This is a genomic window from Embleya australiensis, assembly GCF_051903075.1.
In the GTDB taxonomy this organism is placed as follows: domain Bacteria; phylum Actinomycetota; class Actinomycetes; order Streptomycetales; family Streptomycetaceae; genus Embleya.
On the sequence record NZ_CP182423.1, the window covers coordinates 2,960,681 to 2,975,976 of the forward strand.

A 15,296-nucleotide genomic window follows, 5' to 3' on the forward strand; every position below is an offset into this window, starting at 1 on the left:
GAGGACGTCCGCCATGGCCGTGCAGGTCTCGTACCCCGGCGTCTACATCGAAGAGACCGAGCCCGCCGCGCCCATCCAGGGCGTGTCGACCAGCATCGCGGCGTTCATCGGGATCACCGCGCAGGGGCCGATCGCCGAACCCATCCTGGTGACCAGCCCGGACGCGTTCACCGCGCTGTTCGGCCCGCCCGTCGACGGCGGCGATGTGCCCTACTACCTGCCGCTCGCCGTGGACGGCTTCTTCCGCAACGGCGGCACCCAGTGCTTCGTGCTGCGCGTGGGCACCGCGACACCGGCCGGGATCGACCTGCCGGGACGGGCCGCGGGGGCGTCGGCCGTAGCCCGTGCGGTGGCCCGCCTCGACGGTCCGGACGGCGAGGGCGGCTCGGTGAAGATCGCCGACTCCAGCGCGCTGGCCGCCGCGTTGACCGCAGCCGGCGCCGGTACCGACCTGCCCGTGCTCCGGGGCAGCGCGAGCATCACCGCCGTCGACGCCACCCGGCGCGTACTCACCGTGAACGCCGTCGACGGCCTGGCGGCGGGCGATCGGGTGGTGGCGGCCAAGGGCACCGACCGGCAGACGTTGCGGGTGAAGTCGGTCCAGGCGCCGGACACGGTCGTGCTGGCGAGCGGCCTGTCGGGCACCGTCGACTTCGCCGGCGGCACCGTGAGCGGCGACGATCTCGCCTCCGGGGACACCGTGTTGCGGCTGACCGTGCCCGCCGCGATTGCGCTGCGCCCGCTGGTCCCGGTCGGCTCGTCCGTGCGGATCTCCGACGGCACCAACACCGAGTGGGGCATCGTCGCGGCGGTCTCCAACGACGCGATCACCCTGCGCAAGCCGCTCGCCAAGGCGTACAGACTCAGCGCGCCGACGCGGGTGGCCACCGCCGAGTTCGACCTCACCGTCACCGACCGCAACGGCCGGGCCATCGGCTATCCGGGCCTGTCCACCACCCCGTCGCATCCGCGCTGGTGGGGCGGGCCGACGGTGGCGAGCGACTACCTGCGGATCGTGATCGCGGCCGACGCGCCGATCCCGGCGGGCGATCCGCGCCCCAAGGCGGGAACGTACGCCCTCGCGGGCGCCGTCGCCGACGTGCCCGCCACCTCCTGGGCCGATGTGGCGAACAAGATGCCCCAGCACCTGAACCTGCTCCGCCCGATCGACGAGATCAGCCTCGTACTCGCGCCGGGCTGCACCGACACCGGCGCACAGCGGGCGATCGTCGAGCACTGCGAGTCGTTGTACGACCGCTTCGCGATCCTGGACAGCCTGCCCGGCGTCGACGTGGTCACGGTCAAGGCCCAACGCGCCGACCTCACCGGCGCGTTGGACAAGGGATTCGCGGCGCTCTACTACCCGTGGATCCGACTCCGCGACCCCGCCAAGCAGGCGGTGGTGCTGCAACCGCCGTCGGGCCACCTGGCCGGGATCTACGCGCACACCGACGCCACCCGGGGCGTACACAAGGCCCCGGCCAACGTCGGCATCGCGGGCGCGCTCGGCCTGGAACGGCGCCTCAGCGACGCCGATCAGGGCCTGCTCAACCCCGACGGGGTCAACGCGCTGCGCATCCTACCCGGACGCGGCTCGCCGGTGGTATGGGGCGCGCGCACCACCACGGGCGATCGCAACTGGCAGTACGTCAACGTGCGACGGTTGTTCCTCTACCTGGAGGAGTCGATCCAACTGGGGCTGCGCGGCGCGGTATTCGAGCCGAACGACCTCGAACTGTGGGGCAAGCTCAAGCACACCCTCACCGAATTCCTCACCCGGGTCTGGCGCGACGGCGCGCTGTTCGGCGCCAAGGCCAAGGACGCCTTCTTCGTCCGCATCGACGAGGCGCTCAATCCGCCGAGCACCCGCAAGCTCGGGCTGCTCTACATCGAGATCGGCGTACAGCCGGTCTACCCGGCCGAGTTCATCGTGGTCCGGATCGGCATCTGGGACGGCGGCGCGGAGGTCAGCGAGCAGTAGCGGGCGCGCGCGGCGGCGCGAGACCGACCGGTACGACAGGGCAACGGCAACGACAGGCAGCGGAGGGCGTCGTGAGCACGGGCGATATCCAGGATCCCTTTGTCAATTTCAACTTCAAGGTCGAACTCGACGGGATCATCCGCGTCGGCTTCCACGAGGTGAGCGGCCTCGACGCGACGGTGGACGTGATGGAACACCGCGAGGGCGGCTGGAACATCACCCCGTACAAGTTCCCCGGCCAGGCCAAATTCGCCAACATCATGCTCAAGTGGGGCATGACCACCGACACCGAACTGTACGACTGGCACCGGCAGATCGTCGAGGGCGACATCGTCCGCAAGAACGGCGCGGTGCTGCTCCTGGATCGGCGCGGTGTGGTCACCTCGCGCTGGAACTTCGTCCGCGCCTGGCCGACCAAGTACACCGCCCCGCCGCTCACCGCCGAATCCAACGACATCGCGATCGAGACCCTGGAACTGGTCCACGAGGGCCTGGAGCGGGTGCAGTGACCATGTTGCGGATCGAGCATGACTTCACGCTCCCTGTCGGACTCCTAGGCGACGACGGCACGTTGCACCGCGACGGGACGATGCGGCTGGCCACCGCCGCCGACGAGATCCTGCCGCTCGCCGACCCACGTGTGCAGCGCAACCCGGCCTATCTGTCGGTGATCCTGCTCAGCCGGGTGGTCACCCGGGTGGGTGCGGTCGAGACGGTCACCCCGCGCACGATCGAGACGCTGTTCGCCGCCGATCTGGCCCACCTCCAGGGCCTGTACAACCGGATCAACAGCGTGGACGAGCCGGATACGGCGGCCGAGGGGTCCTGTCCGAACTGCGGTGAGGAGGTCCGTCCGGGCCACGAGCGCCTGGGGGGATCCGCGGATATCCGGTCGATCGGCTGAGGGAGGAGATCGCCTTCGTCGCCTACCACCTGCACTGGTCGCACGCCGAACTGATGGACCTCGACCACGCCGAGCGCCGCCGGTGGGTGGAGCGGGTGTCGGCGATCAACCAGCGCCTCAACGAGGCGGCGGGCGGCGGCTGACGTCGCGAATGAGAGCGCGGCGGGCGTGGAGGTGGGTCCGAGCACTGCGGGCGCCGGGCGCGAAGGGGAGCACTGGTCGTGAACGTGAGTAGCGGGAAGGGAGTTCGACCGTGATCGGCACGGGAGTGCGTCCGCCGTCGGCGGGGTGGCCGGTTCGGGCCGCCGCCTCCTCGATGCTCGCCGCCGTTCGTGCCCGGGTCGAGCCGGGCACGGGACGGGACCGGGCGACGCGGGTCGAGGGTCGGGTGTCCGGGGCCGCGTTCGTGCTGCGGGTGGCGCCGCGTGCGCCGAAGCCCTCGAAGTCTCGGGCGATTTCCGGGCGGAGCGCGGATATTCGGCGGTGTGCGCATGTGCGGCTCGACGTTCGGGTGAGCCTGCCGCCGATGGTGGCCCTCACGCGGGTCGAGCGGATCGACGCGGGTGGGTCGGCCGGGTTCGGGGCGGTCGGTGGGCTGCCAGTACCGGTGTTGCGTACGGGGTCCGCCGCGGCCGGCCGTGCGGTGGTCGAACGGGCGCGAGCGGCACGGCAGTTGTACGAGCGGGGTGCCGGGCACGGTCGGCGGATCGAGGAGCCGGGCGGGCGGGCGACCCCGACGTCGCGCGGTGCTCGGCCCGGCTCGCCCGGGGCAGTGTCCTTTGCCCGGCCCCCGACCGCGTTGACGTTTGCCGCCCCCGCCCGACCCGCGCCCGACCCGGCCGCCGCCGTGCCCGGGTATCCCGCCGATCCGATCGCCCGGGACCGGACCGCGCAGCCGTCCCGCGCCGCCCCGCCCGCGTCCGCGCTCACCTCGGAGGATCTGCCGCGCCTGGTGGACGGCGTGGTGCGGGAGATCGACCGTCGGGTGCTCGCCCGCCAGGAGCGTCGGGGGTGGAGCCGATGACCGTGATGGAACGCGCGACGATCACCAATTCCGTCACCGGCAAGCTCACCCGCGTGTTGTTCAACCCGGAGGACTACACGGTCAACCGGGAGACCACCTACGCCCAACTCCCGGTCCCCGGACTGTCCGCGCCGATCGTGCAGTTCGTGCACGGCAACGCGCAGACCCTGGAGATGGAGTTGTTCCTCGACTCGCTGGAAGCGAACGATCAGGCGGGCGCGGGCAGCGACGTGCGGATCCTGGTGCGCCGCGTCGTCGACCTGATGGACATCGACCCCACGCTGCACGCGCCGCCGCCGCTGGTGTTCGCCTGGTCGAGTCTGACCTTCACCTGCGTACTGACCCGGGTCGCACAGAAGTTCGTGATGTTCAAACCGGACGGCACCCCGGTGCGGGCCCGACTGAGCGTCACGTTCAGTGAGTTCCGCAACGTGGACATGGAGGCGAAGGAGGTCAAGCGGCAGACCTCCGACTACACCAAGGCGCATACCGTCGTGGCCGGTGAGACGCTGCAGTTGATCGCCTGGCGCGAGTACGGGTCCGCCGCCGCGTGGCGGCCGATCGCGCTGCACAACGGGCTCGACGACCCGCGGGTATTGGCCGTCGGCGACACACTGCACATCCCGCGCCTGCCGTACCGGGATCGTGGTACCGACGAGGTCTTCGACGCGCCGCCGCCGGAGGTGCCGGCATGACCGTGTTCCCGCACTACGCCCCGGAGATGCGGTTGCGGTTCGCCGGGCGGCCCGCGCCGGCCGCGGTGCGCGGCTCGGTCACCGGGGTCACCTGCCAGACGGGCATGGGCGACGCGGACCGCCTGGAGGTCTCGCTCGCCAACGAGGCGCTGCGTTGGCTGGACGATCCGCTGTTCGGGCTCGACACCGAGGTGAGCATCGCCCTGGGCTACGCGCCGGACGAGCCGCGCCGGTTGTTCACCGGCGAAGTGGTGGGCAGCGAGGCGACGTTCCCCGCCGACGGCATGCCGATGTTGCGGGTGATCGCGCAGGACCGCCGGACCCGGCTCGCCGCGGCCTCGCCCGCGCGCTGGTTCGGGGTGCCGGTGCCCAAGCTCGGTGTACTGCCCCTGCCGGACCTGGTGGTCGCCCCGCTGCTCGCGGTGGAACACGGGATGATCCCGCTGCTCGACCCGCTGGGCGCGTTCCTGTCCGCCGCCCTGGGTGTGGTCGACGTGGTGGCCTCGGTCGAGGATCCGAGCATGCGGCAGCGGGTGGTGCGGCGGCAACACTCGGAGACCACGCTCGACTTCCTGCGCAAGATCGCCGCGGAGAACGCGTGGGAGCTGATCGTCGAGCACGACAGCGAACCGTCGGGTTTTGTGCTGCGGCTGATGTCGCCCGCCGCGTATCTGTCGCCCGACGTGACGCTGCGATACGGGAGTTCGCTGATCGAGTTCAACCCCAGGATCAGCACCGTCGGCCAGGTGGGACGGGTCTCGGTGCGGGTGTGGCGGTCGGAGGTCGGCCTGGAACTGACCATCGCGGTCGGCTACGACTGGGACCGTCGGGCGCTGACCATCGAGGTGGTGCCCGGATTCCAGGGGCCGGAAGGTCAGGGCGGGCCCGCGCGCGAGGTGTTGCTCGTGGACGAACCGGTGACGATCGCCACCGCGCCACGACTGATCGTATCCAAGCTGCTGCCTCGGCTGAACCGCCGTACCACCGCGAGCGGTTCGTGTGTGGGTGATCCCCGGATCACGGCGGGGCGGGTGTTGCGGATCGAGGGTGTGGGGGAGACGTTCGGCGGCCTGTGGCGGGTGGTCTCGGCCCAGCACACCCTCGACGGCGGCGGCTACCGCACGTCCTTCGACCTGCGCAAGGAGATCTGGTTCGGGGGGATCCCGCCGGCCGCACAGGGTGCGGTGCGGGTGCAGGGCGGGCTGTTGTCGCTGCCGGCGCCGAACTCGTAGGCGGGGAAAGTGACTTGTTGCCGCCGAACGCCGAACGCCGAACGCCGAACGCTGACCGTCGACTGCCGACCGAAAGCGCCGACCGAATCCGCTATCGATGACCACCCGCGCCGTGTGCGCGGACCGGACCGATGTTCCGACCGCTCGACTTCCCGGGAGGACCGGCATGTTCGAACCGCTCTTCGACGCCCTCGACGACATCCACGAGTCGGACAGCCCCCGGGTGACCGGCGTCGCGCCCGCGACCGTGGTGGACAACCTCGACCTGACCGGGGCCGGGCGCGTGCAGATCCGGTACGCGTGGTTGCCGGGCGTCGAGCCGTGGGCACGGGTGTGCGCGACGGTGGCGGGCAACGGTTCGGGCGTGTGGTTCATGCCGCAGCCGAACGACGAGGTCCTGGTCGCGTTCCGCAACGGCGACGTGCGCGAGCCGTACGTGCTCGGCGGGCTCTGGACGATGACCTCGCGCCCGCCCGCGGCGCTGCCCACGGACTCGATCACCAAGCGGGTGATCCGCACTCCCGTAGGCCACGAGATCGCCATCGACGACCTGGTCCAGAAGCTCACCCTGAGCCACACCCTGGGCCACTCGATCGAGATCGCCGCGGACGGGATCACCCTGTCGGTGGCCGGCGGCGCGGCGAAGATCGCGCTGAGCGCGTCCGGTGCGGTGACCATCACCGGTACCCGCTCGGTGGAGGTGACCGGCCTGGATGTGAGCGTCAAGGCCGGCAACGGCCTGACGGCGAACGCGACTCGGGCGGACATCCAGGCCGCGGCCACATGCAGCATCCAGGGCGCGCTCGTGAAGATCAACTGACCCGCCCGGCCGGGCACGCGCCCACGACATCGCACCCGAACGCACCCGTGGCCCACCACACGCGATCCCACCACACCCGAGGAGGCAGCCGTGCCCGCAGCAGCGCGTGTCACCGACCCCACCGGACACCCCGGCATGGTCGCGGGACCCGGCGTGGCCACCGTACTGATCGGCGGCCTGCCCGCCGCCGTGCAGGGCGACATGCACGCGTGCGCGTTCCCGCCGCCGGCCGCGCACCCGCCGTCGCCGTTCACCAAGGGCTCGGCGACGGTGCTCGTCGGCGGTCGCGGCGCGCTGCGGCAGGGCGATCTCGCCGGGTGCGGTGCGCCCGTGGTGGCCGGCGCGCCGACCGTGCTGATCGGAGGTTGACGGTGGCCGAGCCGAACGCGCCGCTGAATCCGGATCCCGCGCAGCGCACCCCCGACGACGCCGCCGTGCTGGGTCGGGGCTGGGCCGCGCCCGCACACCTGGATGCGCTCGGCGAGGCGGCGCAGGCGTCCGGGCCGGAGAAGGTCCGCCAGTCGGTGCTGCTGATCCTGGGCACCAGGCGCGGCGAACGGGTGATGCGCCCCGACTTCGGCGCGGGCCTGGAGGACCTGCTGTTCGAACCGGTCACCGCGGCCACCGCCGCCGTGGTGCGACTGCGGGTGGAACAGGGCCTGATCGCCTGGGAACCGCGGATCGACGTGCTCGGCGTCGAGGTGTCGGTGACCGACCGGGCGGCGGGCCGGCTGGACGTGAGCATCGACTACCGGATCCGCGCCACGAACACCTTCTACAACCTGGTCTACCCGTTCTACCTGCACGAGGGAGCAGCCAGGTGAGGGCATCGAGAGGGTACGCGGCGCTCGGGCGCGGGCGGGGCGCGGGCGGGGTGGCCTGCGGGTGCGGGCGAGGGCGAGGGAGCAGCCGGGTGGGGGCGTCGAGGGGGCGCGCTGCGGTCGCGGTCGGGCGTGCGCGAGGGCGCGGCCTCGTGAGGGGGCCGGCCGGGCATGCCGCTGGCGGGCGCGGGTGTGCGCGTGGGGCGGCCACGGGTCGAGTGGGTGGGCCGCGGTCGCGGTCGGGTGGGGGTGTGGGCGAGGTGTCGGGGCGGTGTGTGGTGGGTGTGGGTGAAGGGGTGGGGTCGTGAGTGGGGTGCGGGGGCGGGGTGAGGTGGTGGCGGCTTTGTTGGCCCTGCGGAATGGGTGGGTGCCTGATTGGCATCCGACCCCGGGTGGGGCTTCGATCGGGGTTGCGCATGGCTTCGGGGCATTGTTGGCCGCGCTTGAGGAGCGGCTTACCGCGTTGCCGGATCGGCAACTCGCCGCGCTCCTGGACATGGTGGGCGTGTCGCTGCTGCCCGCTCAGGGGGCCGACACGACCGTGTTGCTGCAACCGCTGCCGGGTGTGCCCGACGCCCGGGTCACCGCCGGCTCGCGGCTCGGCGCCACCGTGCCCGGACAGGACGCGCCGCTGGTCTTCGAGACCCAGGAGACGGTGGCCCTGGCCGGCGCGCCGCTGGTCGAGGTGTGGAGCGTGGATCCGGGTGCGGACGCCGCCGCCGACCACTCCGCCGACGTCCTGGCCCGCCGCCCGGTCACGCTGTTCACCGGACTGCGGCCCGCCGTAAGGGAGTTGTACCTGGCACACGACACGCTGCTCGCGTTCGCGGGGCGGGCCGTCGTAGAGGTGGCGATCGCCGTCGCCCGCCCCGCGTCGACCGCGCTGCGGGTCGGCTGGGCCTGGTGGGACGGCGCCGACTGGCGGCCGTTCGCGCCGTGGGGCGACGGCGACGACGCCTCCCGCGACGGCACGGCCGGACTGACCCGCTCGGGCACCGTGCGCCTGGTCGCCCCCTGCGCGACGGCCGTGACCACGACGGTCGACGGGATCGACGGCTATTGGATCCGGGCCCGGCTCGACTCCGCGCTCTCGGCGCAACCCGGCTTCGTGGTGCCGGAGTTCGCGCACATCCGGCTCACCGCGGAGAGCACGCATGCCCGGATCGCGCTGTTCGCGCATCCCGCGACGGGCGCCGGAACCACCGTCACCGTGCGCGCGCCGTACGGGACGACCGCGCCGCCGACGGTGACGCTGCATGTCGCGGACACCACCGCCGGCGTCGAGGAGGACGTGGCCGGACAGCCCGACAAGCCGCTCGCCGTGGCGGGCGGGCACGAGGGACACACCGTACGGTTCGGCGTCACCGTGCCGCCGACGGCCGCCGACACCTTCACCGCCGGCACCGCCGCCCCGAAACCGGGCGTCGACTACTTCCCGCTCGACGACCCCGACGACCTCACCGCGCCGCTCGCCCTGGACACGCCGCTGCACCTGGACCTGACCCTGCGCGCCGGACTGGCGCCGGACAAGGCGGTCGCCGACGCACAAGCCGTCGATCTCACCCGGGCGTTCACCCCGCTGGGCCCGGCCCCGGTACGCGGCAGCGCGTTCCACGTCGCGTGCGACGCGGCCTTCGGCAAACCCGGCGCCCGGGTGACCGTGGTGGTGGGCCGGCCGCGCACCGCGGCGGAAGAGGCCGACCAGCGCACCGGCGAACTGACCGGCGGGGTCCAGAACGCCAAGGAGTTCCGGGACAAGACCGTCGCCGACATCCGCGCCGTGGCGACGAAACTGGCCGCGCTCACCGCCGTCACCGGCGACCTCGGCCGGGCCGTCGTCTCGCCGCTGTCCGGCGAGGACCCGGTCGGCTGGTACACCGGTGTCAAGACGCACATCCGCGACGCGCTCACCGCGCTCGGCACCGCCGCGCAGACCGAACCCGGCCTGTTCGCGGGCGTCGGCAGCGCCCGCGACCACGTCAAGGCCGCACAGAGCGCGGCCGATCCCGGTCCCGACCTCGCCGCCGCGCTGACCGCCCTCGGTGGCGCGCCGCGCGCAAGTGCCGCGCTGCTCCTGGCCACCGCCGACGTCGCGGCGCAACTCTCCGCCGGGGCGAGCGCGTTGGCCGCACCCCGGGCCGCGCTCGCCCAGGCCCTGGCGGGCGGCACCGATGCCCAAGTGGCGGCCGCACACGGGTCGTTGGCCGGCGTACTCGGCACCGTGCTGGCCACCCCCACCCCCTACCTCGCGGACACGCCGCTGCCGTCCTTCCTCGCCGCCGACCCCGTCGCGTTCGTCGCCGACGTGACCACGCGGATCGGCGCGGCCAAGGCGGCCGTCGACACCCAGGTGCAAAAGGCGCGCACGATCGCCACCGACCTGGAGAACCTGGCCCCCGAGGACCTGCTCAAGGCCGTCGCCGGTGCGCAGACCCCCAATCAGCTCACCGCCCCCGAGGTGACCTGGGAATACTTCGACGGCACCCGCTGGCGGCCGATCGGCGCCGCCGGCGCCCCCGCCGTACTCGCCCTGCAACGCTCGGGGGCGCTGCACTTCACCGTGCCCCACGACTGGGCGAGCACAAGCGTCACCGGCGACGAACGCCGTTGGCTGCGCGCGAGGTTGGAACGCGGCAGCTTCTCGTTCCTGCGACAGGTCAGCTGGACCGACAAGTCCGGCGTGCTCAACTTCCTGCCCGTGGTGGAACCGCGCCCGCCGATCCTGGACCGGTTCGAGGTCTTCTACCGTCACCTCGCCGGACCGGACGACCCGGCCCACACGCTCGCGCTCGACGACCACTCGCTCGCCGACCTGACCACCCGCCTCGCCTTCCCCGGACCCGGCGCCACCCCGTTTCGACCGATGGCCGAGACCGCCCCGAGCCTGTACCTCGGCTTCGACGGCGAACTGCCCGCCGACCGCCTCGGGCTCTACGTCGAGCCCGCCGACGAGGACCCCGACGCGGTACCGGTGCGGCCCACCTGGGAGGGGTACGACGGCACCGCGTGGGTGACGCTGGCGATCGACGACGGCACGCAGGGGCTGACCCGCACCGGTGTGATCGGCCTGCTGTGGCCCGGCACCTCCGGCGCGCCCGGAGCCCCCGTCGCGGGCGCCGCCGACCACACGGTGACCCTGCTCGGGCGCGGCGCCGCGGCCCGATTCGCCCCCGGCGACCGGCTGTTGCTCACCGATCTGCGCGGCGGCGAGCCGGTGACCGTGGCCGCCGCCGACGGCGAGACGCTGACCGTGCGGGACCGGCTCACCCGTGCCTTCGCCGGCGGCGAACTCCGCGACGCGCCGCCGGCCCGATTCGGCACCCCGCGCACCTGGATCCGGGCCCGCTTCCCGGCCGAGGCCGACCCGCCGCAGGCGGCGCTGACCGCGCTGGTCCCGGGTGGTGCGCGGGTGCGGCAGGTGCAGACGGTCACCGACGAGTTGCTCGGCTCGGCCGACGGCAGCGCCGGACAGGTCTTCCAGGCCCTGCGGATCCCGGTCCTGGACGGCGCCGTGGTCGAGGTGCGCGAGTTGGACGGTGACCGGGCGGCGGTCGATCTCCCGCTGCTGCAACGGGAGTTGGGTGAGCGGGCGGCGGCCGCGCTGCGTCTGGTCGGCGATCCGCGCACCGGTCGGACCACAGAGGTGTGGGTGCGCTGGGACGAACTGCCCTCGCTCGGCCTGGCCGGCCCGGCCGACCGGGTGTACGTGTGCGACCACGCCACCGGACGCCTGCTGTTCGGCGGCGACGGCCACGGCCGGGTGCCGCCGGTGGGCGCGGACAACGTGCGGCTGCGCAGCTACCGCTCCGGGGGCGGTGCGATCGGGAACGTACCGGCCGGCGCGATCACCCAGGCGATCAGCGCGGTCGCGGTCGGCGGGGTGAGCAACCCCCGTGGCGCGAGCGGCGGTACGGACGCGGAGCGTTTTCCCGACGTGCTGCGTCGCGGCCCGGCGCTGCTGCGGCATCGGCGGCTCGCGCTGACCGAGGCGGACGTGGCCGCACTGGCCCGGGAGACGGTACCGGCGATCGCGGCGGCCCGCGCGCTCGGCGCCCGGGATCGGCACGGACGGGTGCTTCCGGGCATGGTCCGGCTCGTGGTGGTGCCGCGTGACGGTACCCAACGGCCCGCGCCGACCGGGGAGTTGTTGCGGCGGGTCCGGGACGCGGTGGGTGCGCGGATGCCGGCGGCGGCGCGCCTGGTGGTCGAGGGGGCGCGCTATTTCCCGGTCGGTGTCGCCGCGACGGTGCGGCCGATGCGGGCCGGCGACGCGGGGCCGGTGCGCGGTGCGGTGCTCGCCGATCTGGCGCTGTTCCTGCATCCGCTGGACGGCGGGCCGGGCGGGACCGGGTGGCCGTTCGGGCGCGGGGTGTATCTGTCCGACCTGGCCCGGCGGCTGGAGGCGGTGCCGGGGGTGGACGTGGTGACCTCGTTGGAGCTGACCGTGGGCGGGGTGCCGGCCGGGGACGTGGTTGCGGTCGATCCGGACGCGGTGGTGTGCGCGGGTCCGCTCGCGGTGCGGTTGGCCGGGGCGGCCGGGCGGTCCGCGGGTTCCGGAAGGGAGTACTGAACCATGCCCCTGTTCCCGCCGAATCCCGACACCAGGCGGTGGCCCGACCTCGTCGCCGAGGCGCGGGCGCTGTTGCCGCTGGAGAGCCCGCGCTGGACCGACCACAACCACTCGGATCCCGGCATCGCGGTGATCGAGATGCTGGCGTGGCTGGTGGACACCGACGTCTACCGGGTCTCCCGGGTGACCGACCGGCATCGCCGCAAGCTGCTCGCGCTGCTCGGTGTACGACCGGCCGCGCCGAGCGCCGCACGGGTCGTGTTGGCGATCCGTCCCGGGCCGGGCGCACCGGCCGAACTGCCCGCCGGGCTCGGCTTCGTCGCACACGGGGCGGACGCGCCGCTCGGCCTGGAGACCGTGGCGGCACTGCCCCTGACCGGCGCCACGGTGGCGGCGGCCGGCACCGCGGCGGACTCCGCCGATGAGTCCAATTGGACCGATCACACCCCCACCCTTCTCGCCGGCATCCCCGTGGACGCCCTCGGCCCGGACCCGCACGTCGGCGCCGCACTGCTGCTCGGCCTGGACCGGGCGCTGCCCGCGGGCACCGCGCTGACCCTGTGGGTGGACGCCGACGGCACCGACGACCTCGACACCGAGCCGCATCACAGCGCGCGAACCGTCTGGGAGGTGCGCTCCGGCGGTGCCTGGGTGGCGCCGGCCGAGGTCGACGACCACACCCGCGCGCTGACCCGATCCGCCGCCGTGCGCCTGCGGATCGGCCCCGGCGGGTTGCCCGTCGAGCCGCTGGGCTCGGCCGGTGCCCGGGCCTGGCTGCGCTGCCGCCTTGCGCGCGGCCGGCACGATGCGCCGCCGCGGCTGCGCCGGGTGGTCGCGGACGCGGTCGAGGCGACGCAGGCGAGTACGGCGGTCGGTACCTACGACGTCGCGCCGGGGGTGGTGGTCGGCGGGGCGGGCGCTCCGGTGGAGGGGGCCCGCATCGCGCTGACGATCACCGTGGACAACGCGCGGACCGTTCGCACGGTGCATACCGGCGACCCGGCCGCGCCGACCGTGCGGGTGCTGCGCTGGATCACGCCGACCGCGACGGCGCCCGGGCGGCTCGTGGTCGAACTCGTCGCGGTGGGCGTCGGGGACGGCGCGCCGGAGCAGGTCTTCGCGCTGCCCGGCGGTGCGACGGCCGAGGCGCCCCGGGTGTGGTTGGCCGACCCGGCGGGCGGTGTGGAGGCGGTGCGGTTGGTTCCGGATCTGGACGCGGCCCGTCGGACCGACCTGTCCGCCGTGTTCGACGCCCGCACCGGCACGCTGACCTTCGGCGACGGCCGCGCGGGACGGGTGCCCGAACCGGGCCGTACGGTGCTCGCCTGCTACCGGAGCACCGCCGGGGCCCGAGGCGGCGTACTCGCCCCGCCCGCACCCGTGGCCGTCGCCGACGACGCCCGCACCCGGGTCCTGCTCGGCGGACCACCCGCGCTGACCGCCACCCTCGTCGGCCCTGCGCAGGGCGGCACCGACGCCGAGGACACGGCCGCCGCCGCGGCCCGCGCGGAGCGGGCGCTGTGGGCCCACGAACGCCTGCTCGACGCGCTCACCGCGGCCGACGTCCAGTCCCTCGACGACCTGCCCCGCGCGACCGTGCCGCGCCTGGCGGTGCCGGAACGCGCGGTCACCCTGCCGGGCGTGGAGCGGTGCGCCCTGGCCACCCCCGGCACCCGGATCGCCCGGGCCCGCGCCTTCGCCGAGACCGACCCGCGCCTGCCGGGCCTGGTCGCGGCGGGCTGCGTGACCGTCGTGGTGGTGCCGGCGCTGCCGCGCGAGCGCCCCGAACCCACCACGGGCCTGCTACGCGCGGTCCGCCGGCACCTGGCCGGGCGGCGAACGGCCGGCACCCGGTTCTTCGTCACCGGGCCGCGCTATGTCGAGGTGCGTGCCGAGACGACGGTCGTCCTGCTCCCGGGCGCCGATCCGGCGGTGGTCGCGGCGGCGGTGCGAACGGCGCTGGACACCTTCCTGCACCCGGTCACCGGCGGACCGCGCGGTACGGGCTGGCCGTTCGGGCGGGACGTGTATCGCAGCGAGGTGATGCGGGTGATCGACGAGGCCCCCGGAGTGGACCACGTGAGCGCGCTCGCGCTGCGCGCCGACGGCGGGCCGCCCGGTTGCGGCGGGTTGTGCGTACCGCCGACCGCGCTGGTCGTGCCGGGGGCGCACACGGTGAACGCGGCACGGGCGGAGGCGGGTCGATGAGGGTCGGCGGCGGCGCGGCGGCGACGGGTTCCGCAGATCGGGTGGTCGGGGAGGCCGGCGTGCGACTGGCCGCCGCCGATCTGCGCGACCTCACGGGCAACGAGGTGTCGAGCCTGGCCCGGCACACCCGGGCCGCGCATCGCACGTGGGGGGTCGGTGTGGGCCTGGAGGTGTGGAACCTCGGCGACGGGCGGGTGCTCGTGGAGCCGGGCGTGGCGCACACCCGCTGCGGCGAGTTGCTGGTGCTCGGGGCCGACGAGGTGCCGTTCGTGCCGGCGCAGGCGACCGAGCCGCTGACGCTGGTGCTGCGGGCCGAATGCGGCGGCCCGAGGGCCCGGACGCGCTGGGTGACGAGCGGGGTGCCGGCGGGCGCCGAGGACGTACCGCTCGCGGTCTACCACCCCGACACGGGGACGCTGGACGTCGGCGACGGCGCGCGGCGCAACGCGCACGGGCCCGGTCCGGCGGTGGTGGTCGCGGGCCGGATGGCGCGGGGCGGGACGGCCGCCGAGGGGTCGCGAATGCAGTGGTCGGCCCGGATCGACTTCGCCCGCCCGTTCGCGGGTGTACCGGAGGTGTTCGTCACCGTCGAGGGGCCGCCGCCGGCCCCCGCGGGCGCCACCACCGTGCAGGTCTCGGCGGTCGACGCGGCGGGCTTCCGGATCACCGTGCGGCACGTGCTTCCGGACGACGGCGCGCCGACCGAGCAGCCGAAGGTGTCCGCGGTGCCGATGGCGTTCGGCTGGACGGCGGTACTGGCCGCCGAGCCGGTCCCGGCGCGCCCCGAGCCCCGCACCGACCCGTGCCCACCACCGTGCACCGGCCCACCCCTGAACCTGCCCGGCCTCCGCGGCCGAGCCGACACACCGGCCGACGTCCGACCGGGCACGCGCCCGGATCCTCGATCGAGGGGGAAGTTCGTATGACGGGCCCGACGACGAGTGGGGCGGGGTTGCCGCCTACGCATCGGCCGAGCTTTTTCGCCCGGCAAGTGCGGGTGCGCTCGGCCGCGCGGGGTGGGGCGGGTTGCACGCCGCCGTG

The 15,296-nt window shown here is 74.2% G+C and carries 13 protein-coding genes; all 13 read left to right on the forward strand.

Annotated features, from left to right (window positions below; translation table 11 throughout):
- Window positions 1-13 precede the first annotated feature (13 nt).
- The 13 genes from ACMXN5_RS43110 to ACMXN5_RS43170 all read left to right on the forward strand — a co-directional run bounded on the left by ACMXN5_RS43110 (window position 14) and on the right by ACMXN5_RS43170 (window position 15,181).
- Complete coding sequence (locus tag ACMXN5_RS43110; protein ID WP_439680322.1) at window positions 14-1,981, forward strand: phage tail sheath family protein; 1,968 nt, start codon at window positions 14-16, stop codon at window positions 1,979-1,981.
- A 71-nt stretch (window positions 1,982-2,052) separates the two neighbouring features.
- Window positions 2,053-2,490, forward strand: a complete 438-nt coding sequence (locus ACMXN5_RS43115) for a phage tail protein (RefSeq protein WP_078981626.1) — start codon at window positions 2,053-2,055, stop codon at window positions 2,488-2,490.
- Window positions 2,491-2,492: 2 nt separating this feature from the next.
- Window positions 2,493-2,885, forward strand: coding sequence for a hypothetical protein (locus ACMXN5_RS43120; protein ID WP_439681407.1), 393 nt, complete (start codon window positions 2,493-2,495; stop codon window positions 2,883-2,885).
- Between the two features lie 50 nt (window positions 2,886-2,935).
- Window positions 2,936-3,028, forward strand: a complete 93-nt coding sequence (locus ACMXN5_RS43125) for a hypothetical protein (protein WP_371863030.1) — start codon at window positions 2,936-2,938, stop codon at window positions 3,026-3,028.
- Between the two features lie 110 nt (window positions 3,029-3,138).
- A complete protein-coding gene (locus ACMXN5_RS43130) occupies window positions 3,139-3,909 on the forward strand; it encodes a hypothetical protein (RefSeq protein WP_439680323.1) in 771 nt (256 codons plus the stop codon).
- Window positions 3,906-4,604 (forward strand): CIS tube protein, encoded by a 699-nt coding sequence (locus tag ACMXN5_RS43135; protein WP_395792624.1) that lies wholly within the window; start codon window positions 3,906-3,908, stop codon window positions 4,602-4,604. The genes ACMXN5_RS43130 and ACMXN5_RS43135 overlap by 4 nt, the downstream gene beginning before the upstream one ends.
- Entirely contained in the window at window positions 4,601-5,836 is a 1,236-nt protein-coding gene (locus tag ACMXN5_RS43140) for a phage late control D family protein (protein ID WP_395792622.1), read from the forward strand. The genes ACMXN5_RS43135 and ACMXN5_RS43140 overlap by 4 nt, the downstream gene beginning before the upstream one ends.
- Window positions 5,837-6,002: 166 nt before the next feature.
- Window positions 6,003-6,656 carry a phage baseplate assembly protein V gene (locus ACMXN5_RS43145; RefSeq protein ID WP_439680324.1) on the forward strand — a complete coding sequence of 218 codons (654 nt, stop codon included), beginning with the start codon at window positions 6,003-6,005 and terminating at the stop codon, window positions 6,654-6,656.
- Window positions 6,657-6,746: 90 nt separating this feature from the next.
- Window positions 6,747-7,025, forward strand: coding sequence for a PAAR domain-containing protein (locus ACMXN5_RS43150; RefSeq protein WP_126638728.1), 279 nt, complete (start codon window positions 6,747-6,749; stop codon window positions 7,023-7,025).
- 2 nt (window positions 7,026-7,027) lie between these two features.
- The gene (locus ACMXN5_RS43155; protein ID WP_439680325.1) at window positions 7,028-7,480 is read left to right on the forward strand and encodes a GPW/gp25 family protein; all 453 of its coding nucleotides are present in this window, start codon (window positions 7,028-7,030) and stop codon (window positions 7,478-7,480) included.
- A gap of 427 nt (window positions 7,481-7,907) precedes the next feature.
- Window positions 7,908-12,047, forward strand: a complete 4,140-nt coding sequence (locus tag ACMXN5_RS43160; protein WP_439680326.1) for a hypothetical protein — start codon at window positions 7,908-7,910, stop codon at window positions 12,045-12,047.
- Between the two features lie 3 nt (window positions 12,048-12,050).
- Entirely contained in the window at window positions 12,051-14,255 is a 2,205-nt protein-coding gene (locus ACMXN5_RS43165; RefSeq protein ID WP_439680327.1) for a baseplate J/gp47 family protein, read from the forward strand.
- Window positions 14,252-15,181, forward strand: a complete 930-nt coding sequence (locus ACMXN5_RS43170) for a hypothetical protein (RefSeq protein ID WP_439680328.1) — start codon at window positions 14,252-14,254, stop codon at window positions 15,179-15,181. Before ACMXN5_RS43165 ends, ACMXN5_RS43170 begins: the two co-directional genes overlap by 4 nt.
- Window positions 15,182-15,296 lie beyond the last annotated feature (115 nt).

What these genes read in the sequence shown, in the direction of transcription:
- ACMXN5_RS43145 (WP_439680324.1), top strand. Translation starts at nt 6,003, where the DNA reads ATGTTCGAACCGCTCTTCGACGCCCTCGACGACATCCACGAGTCGGAC.
- ACMXN5_RS43135 (WP_395792624.1), top strand. Translation starts at nt 3,906, where the DNA reads ATGACCGTGATGGAACGCGCGACGATCACCAATTCCGTCACCGGCAAG.
- ACMXN5_RS43110 (WP_439680322.1), top strand. Translation starts at nt 14, where the DNA reads ATGGCCGTGCAGGTCTCGTACCCCGGCGTCTACATCGAAGAGACCGAG.
- ACMXN5_RS43165 (WP_439680327.1), top strand. Translation starts at nt 12,051, where the DNA reads ATGCCCCTGTTCCCGCCGAATCCCGACACCAGGCGGTGGCCCGACCTC.
- ACMXN5_RS43120 (WP_439681407.1), top strand. Translation starts at nt 2,493, where the DNA reads ATGTTGCGGATCGAGCATGACTTCACGCTCCCTGTCGGACTCCTAGGC.
- ACMXN5_RS43140 (WP_395792622.1), top strand. Translation starts at nt 4,601, where the DNA reads ATGACCGTGTTCCCGCACTACGCCCCGGAGATGCGGTTGCGGTTCGCC.
- ACMXN5_RS43170 (WP_439680328.1), top strand. Translation starts at nt 14,252, where the DNA reads ATGAGGGTCGGCGGCGGCGCGGCGGCGACGGGTTCCGCAGATCGGGTG.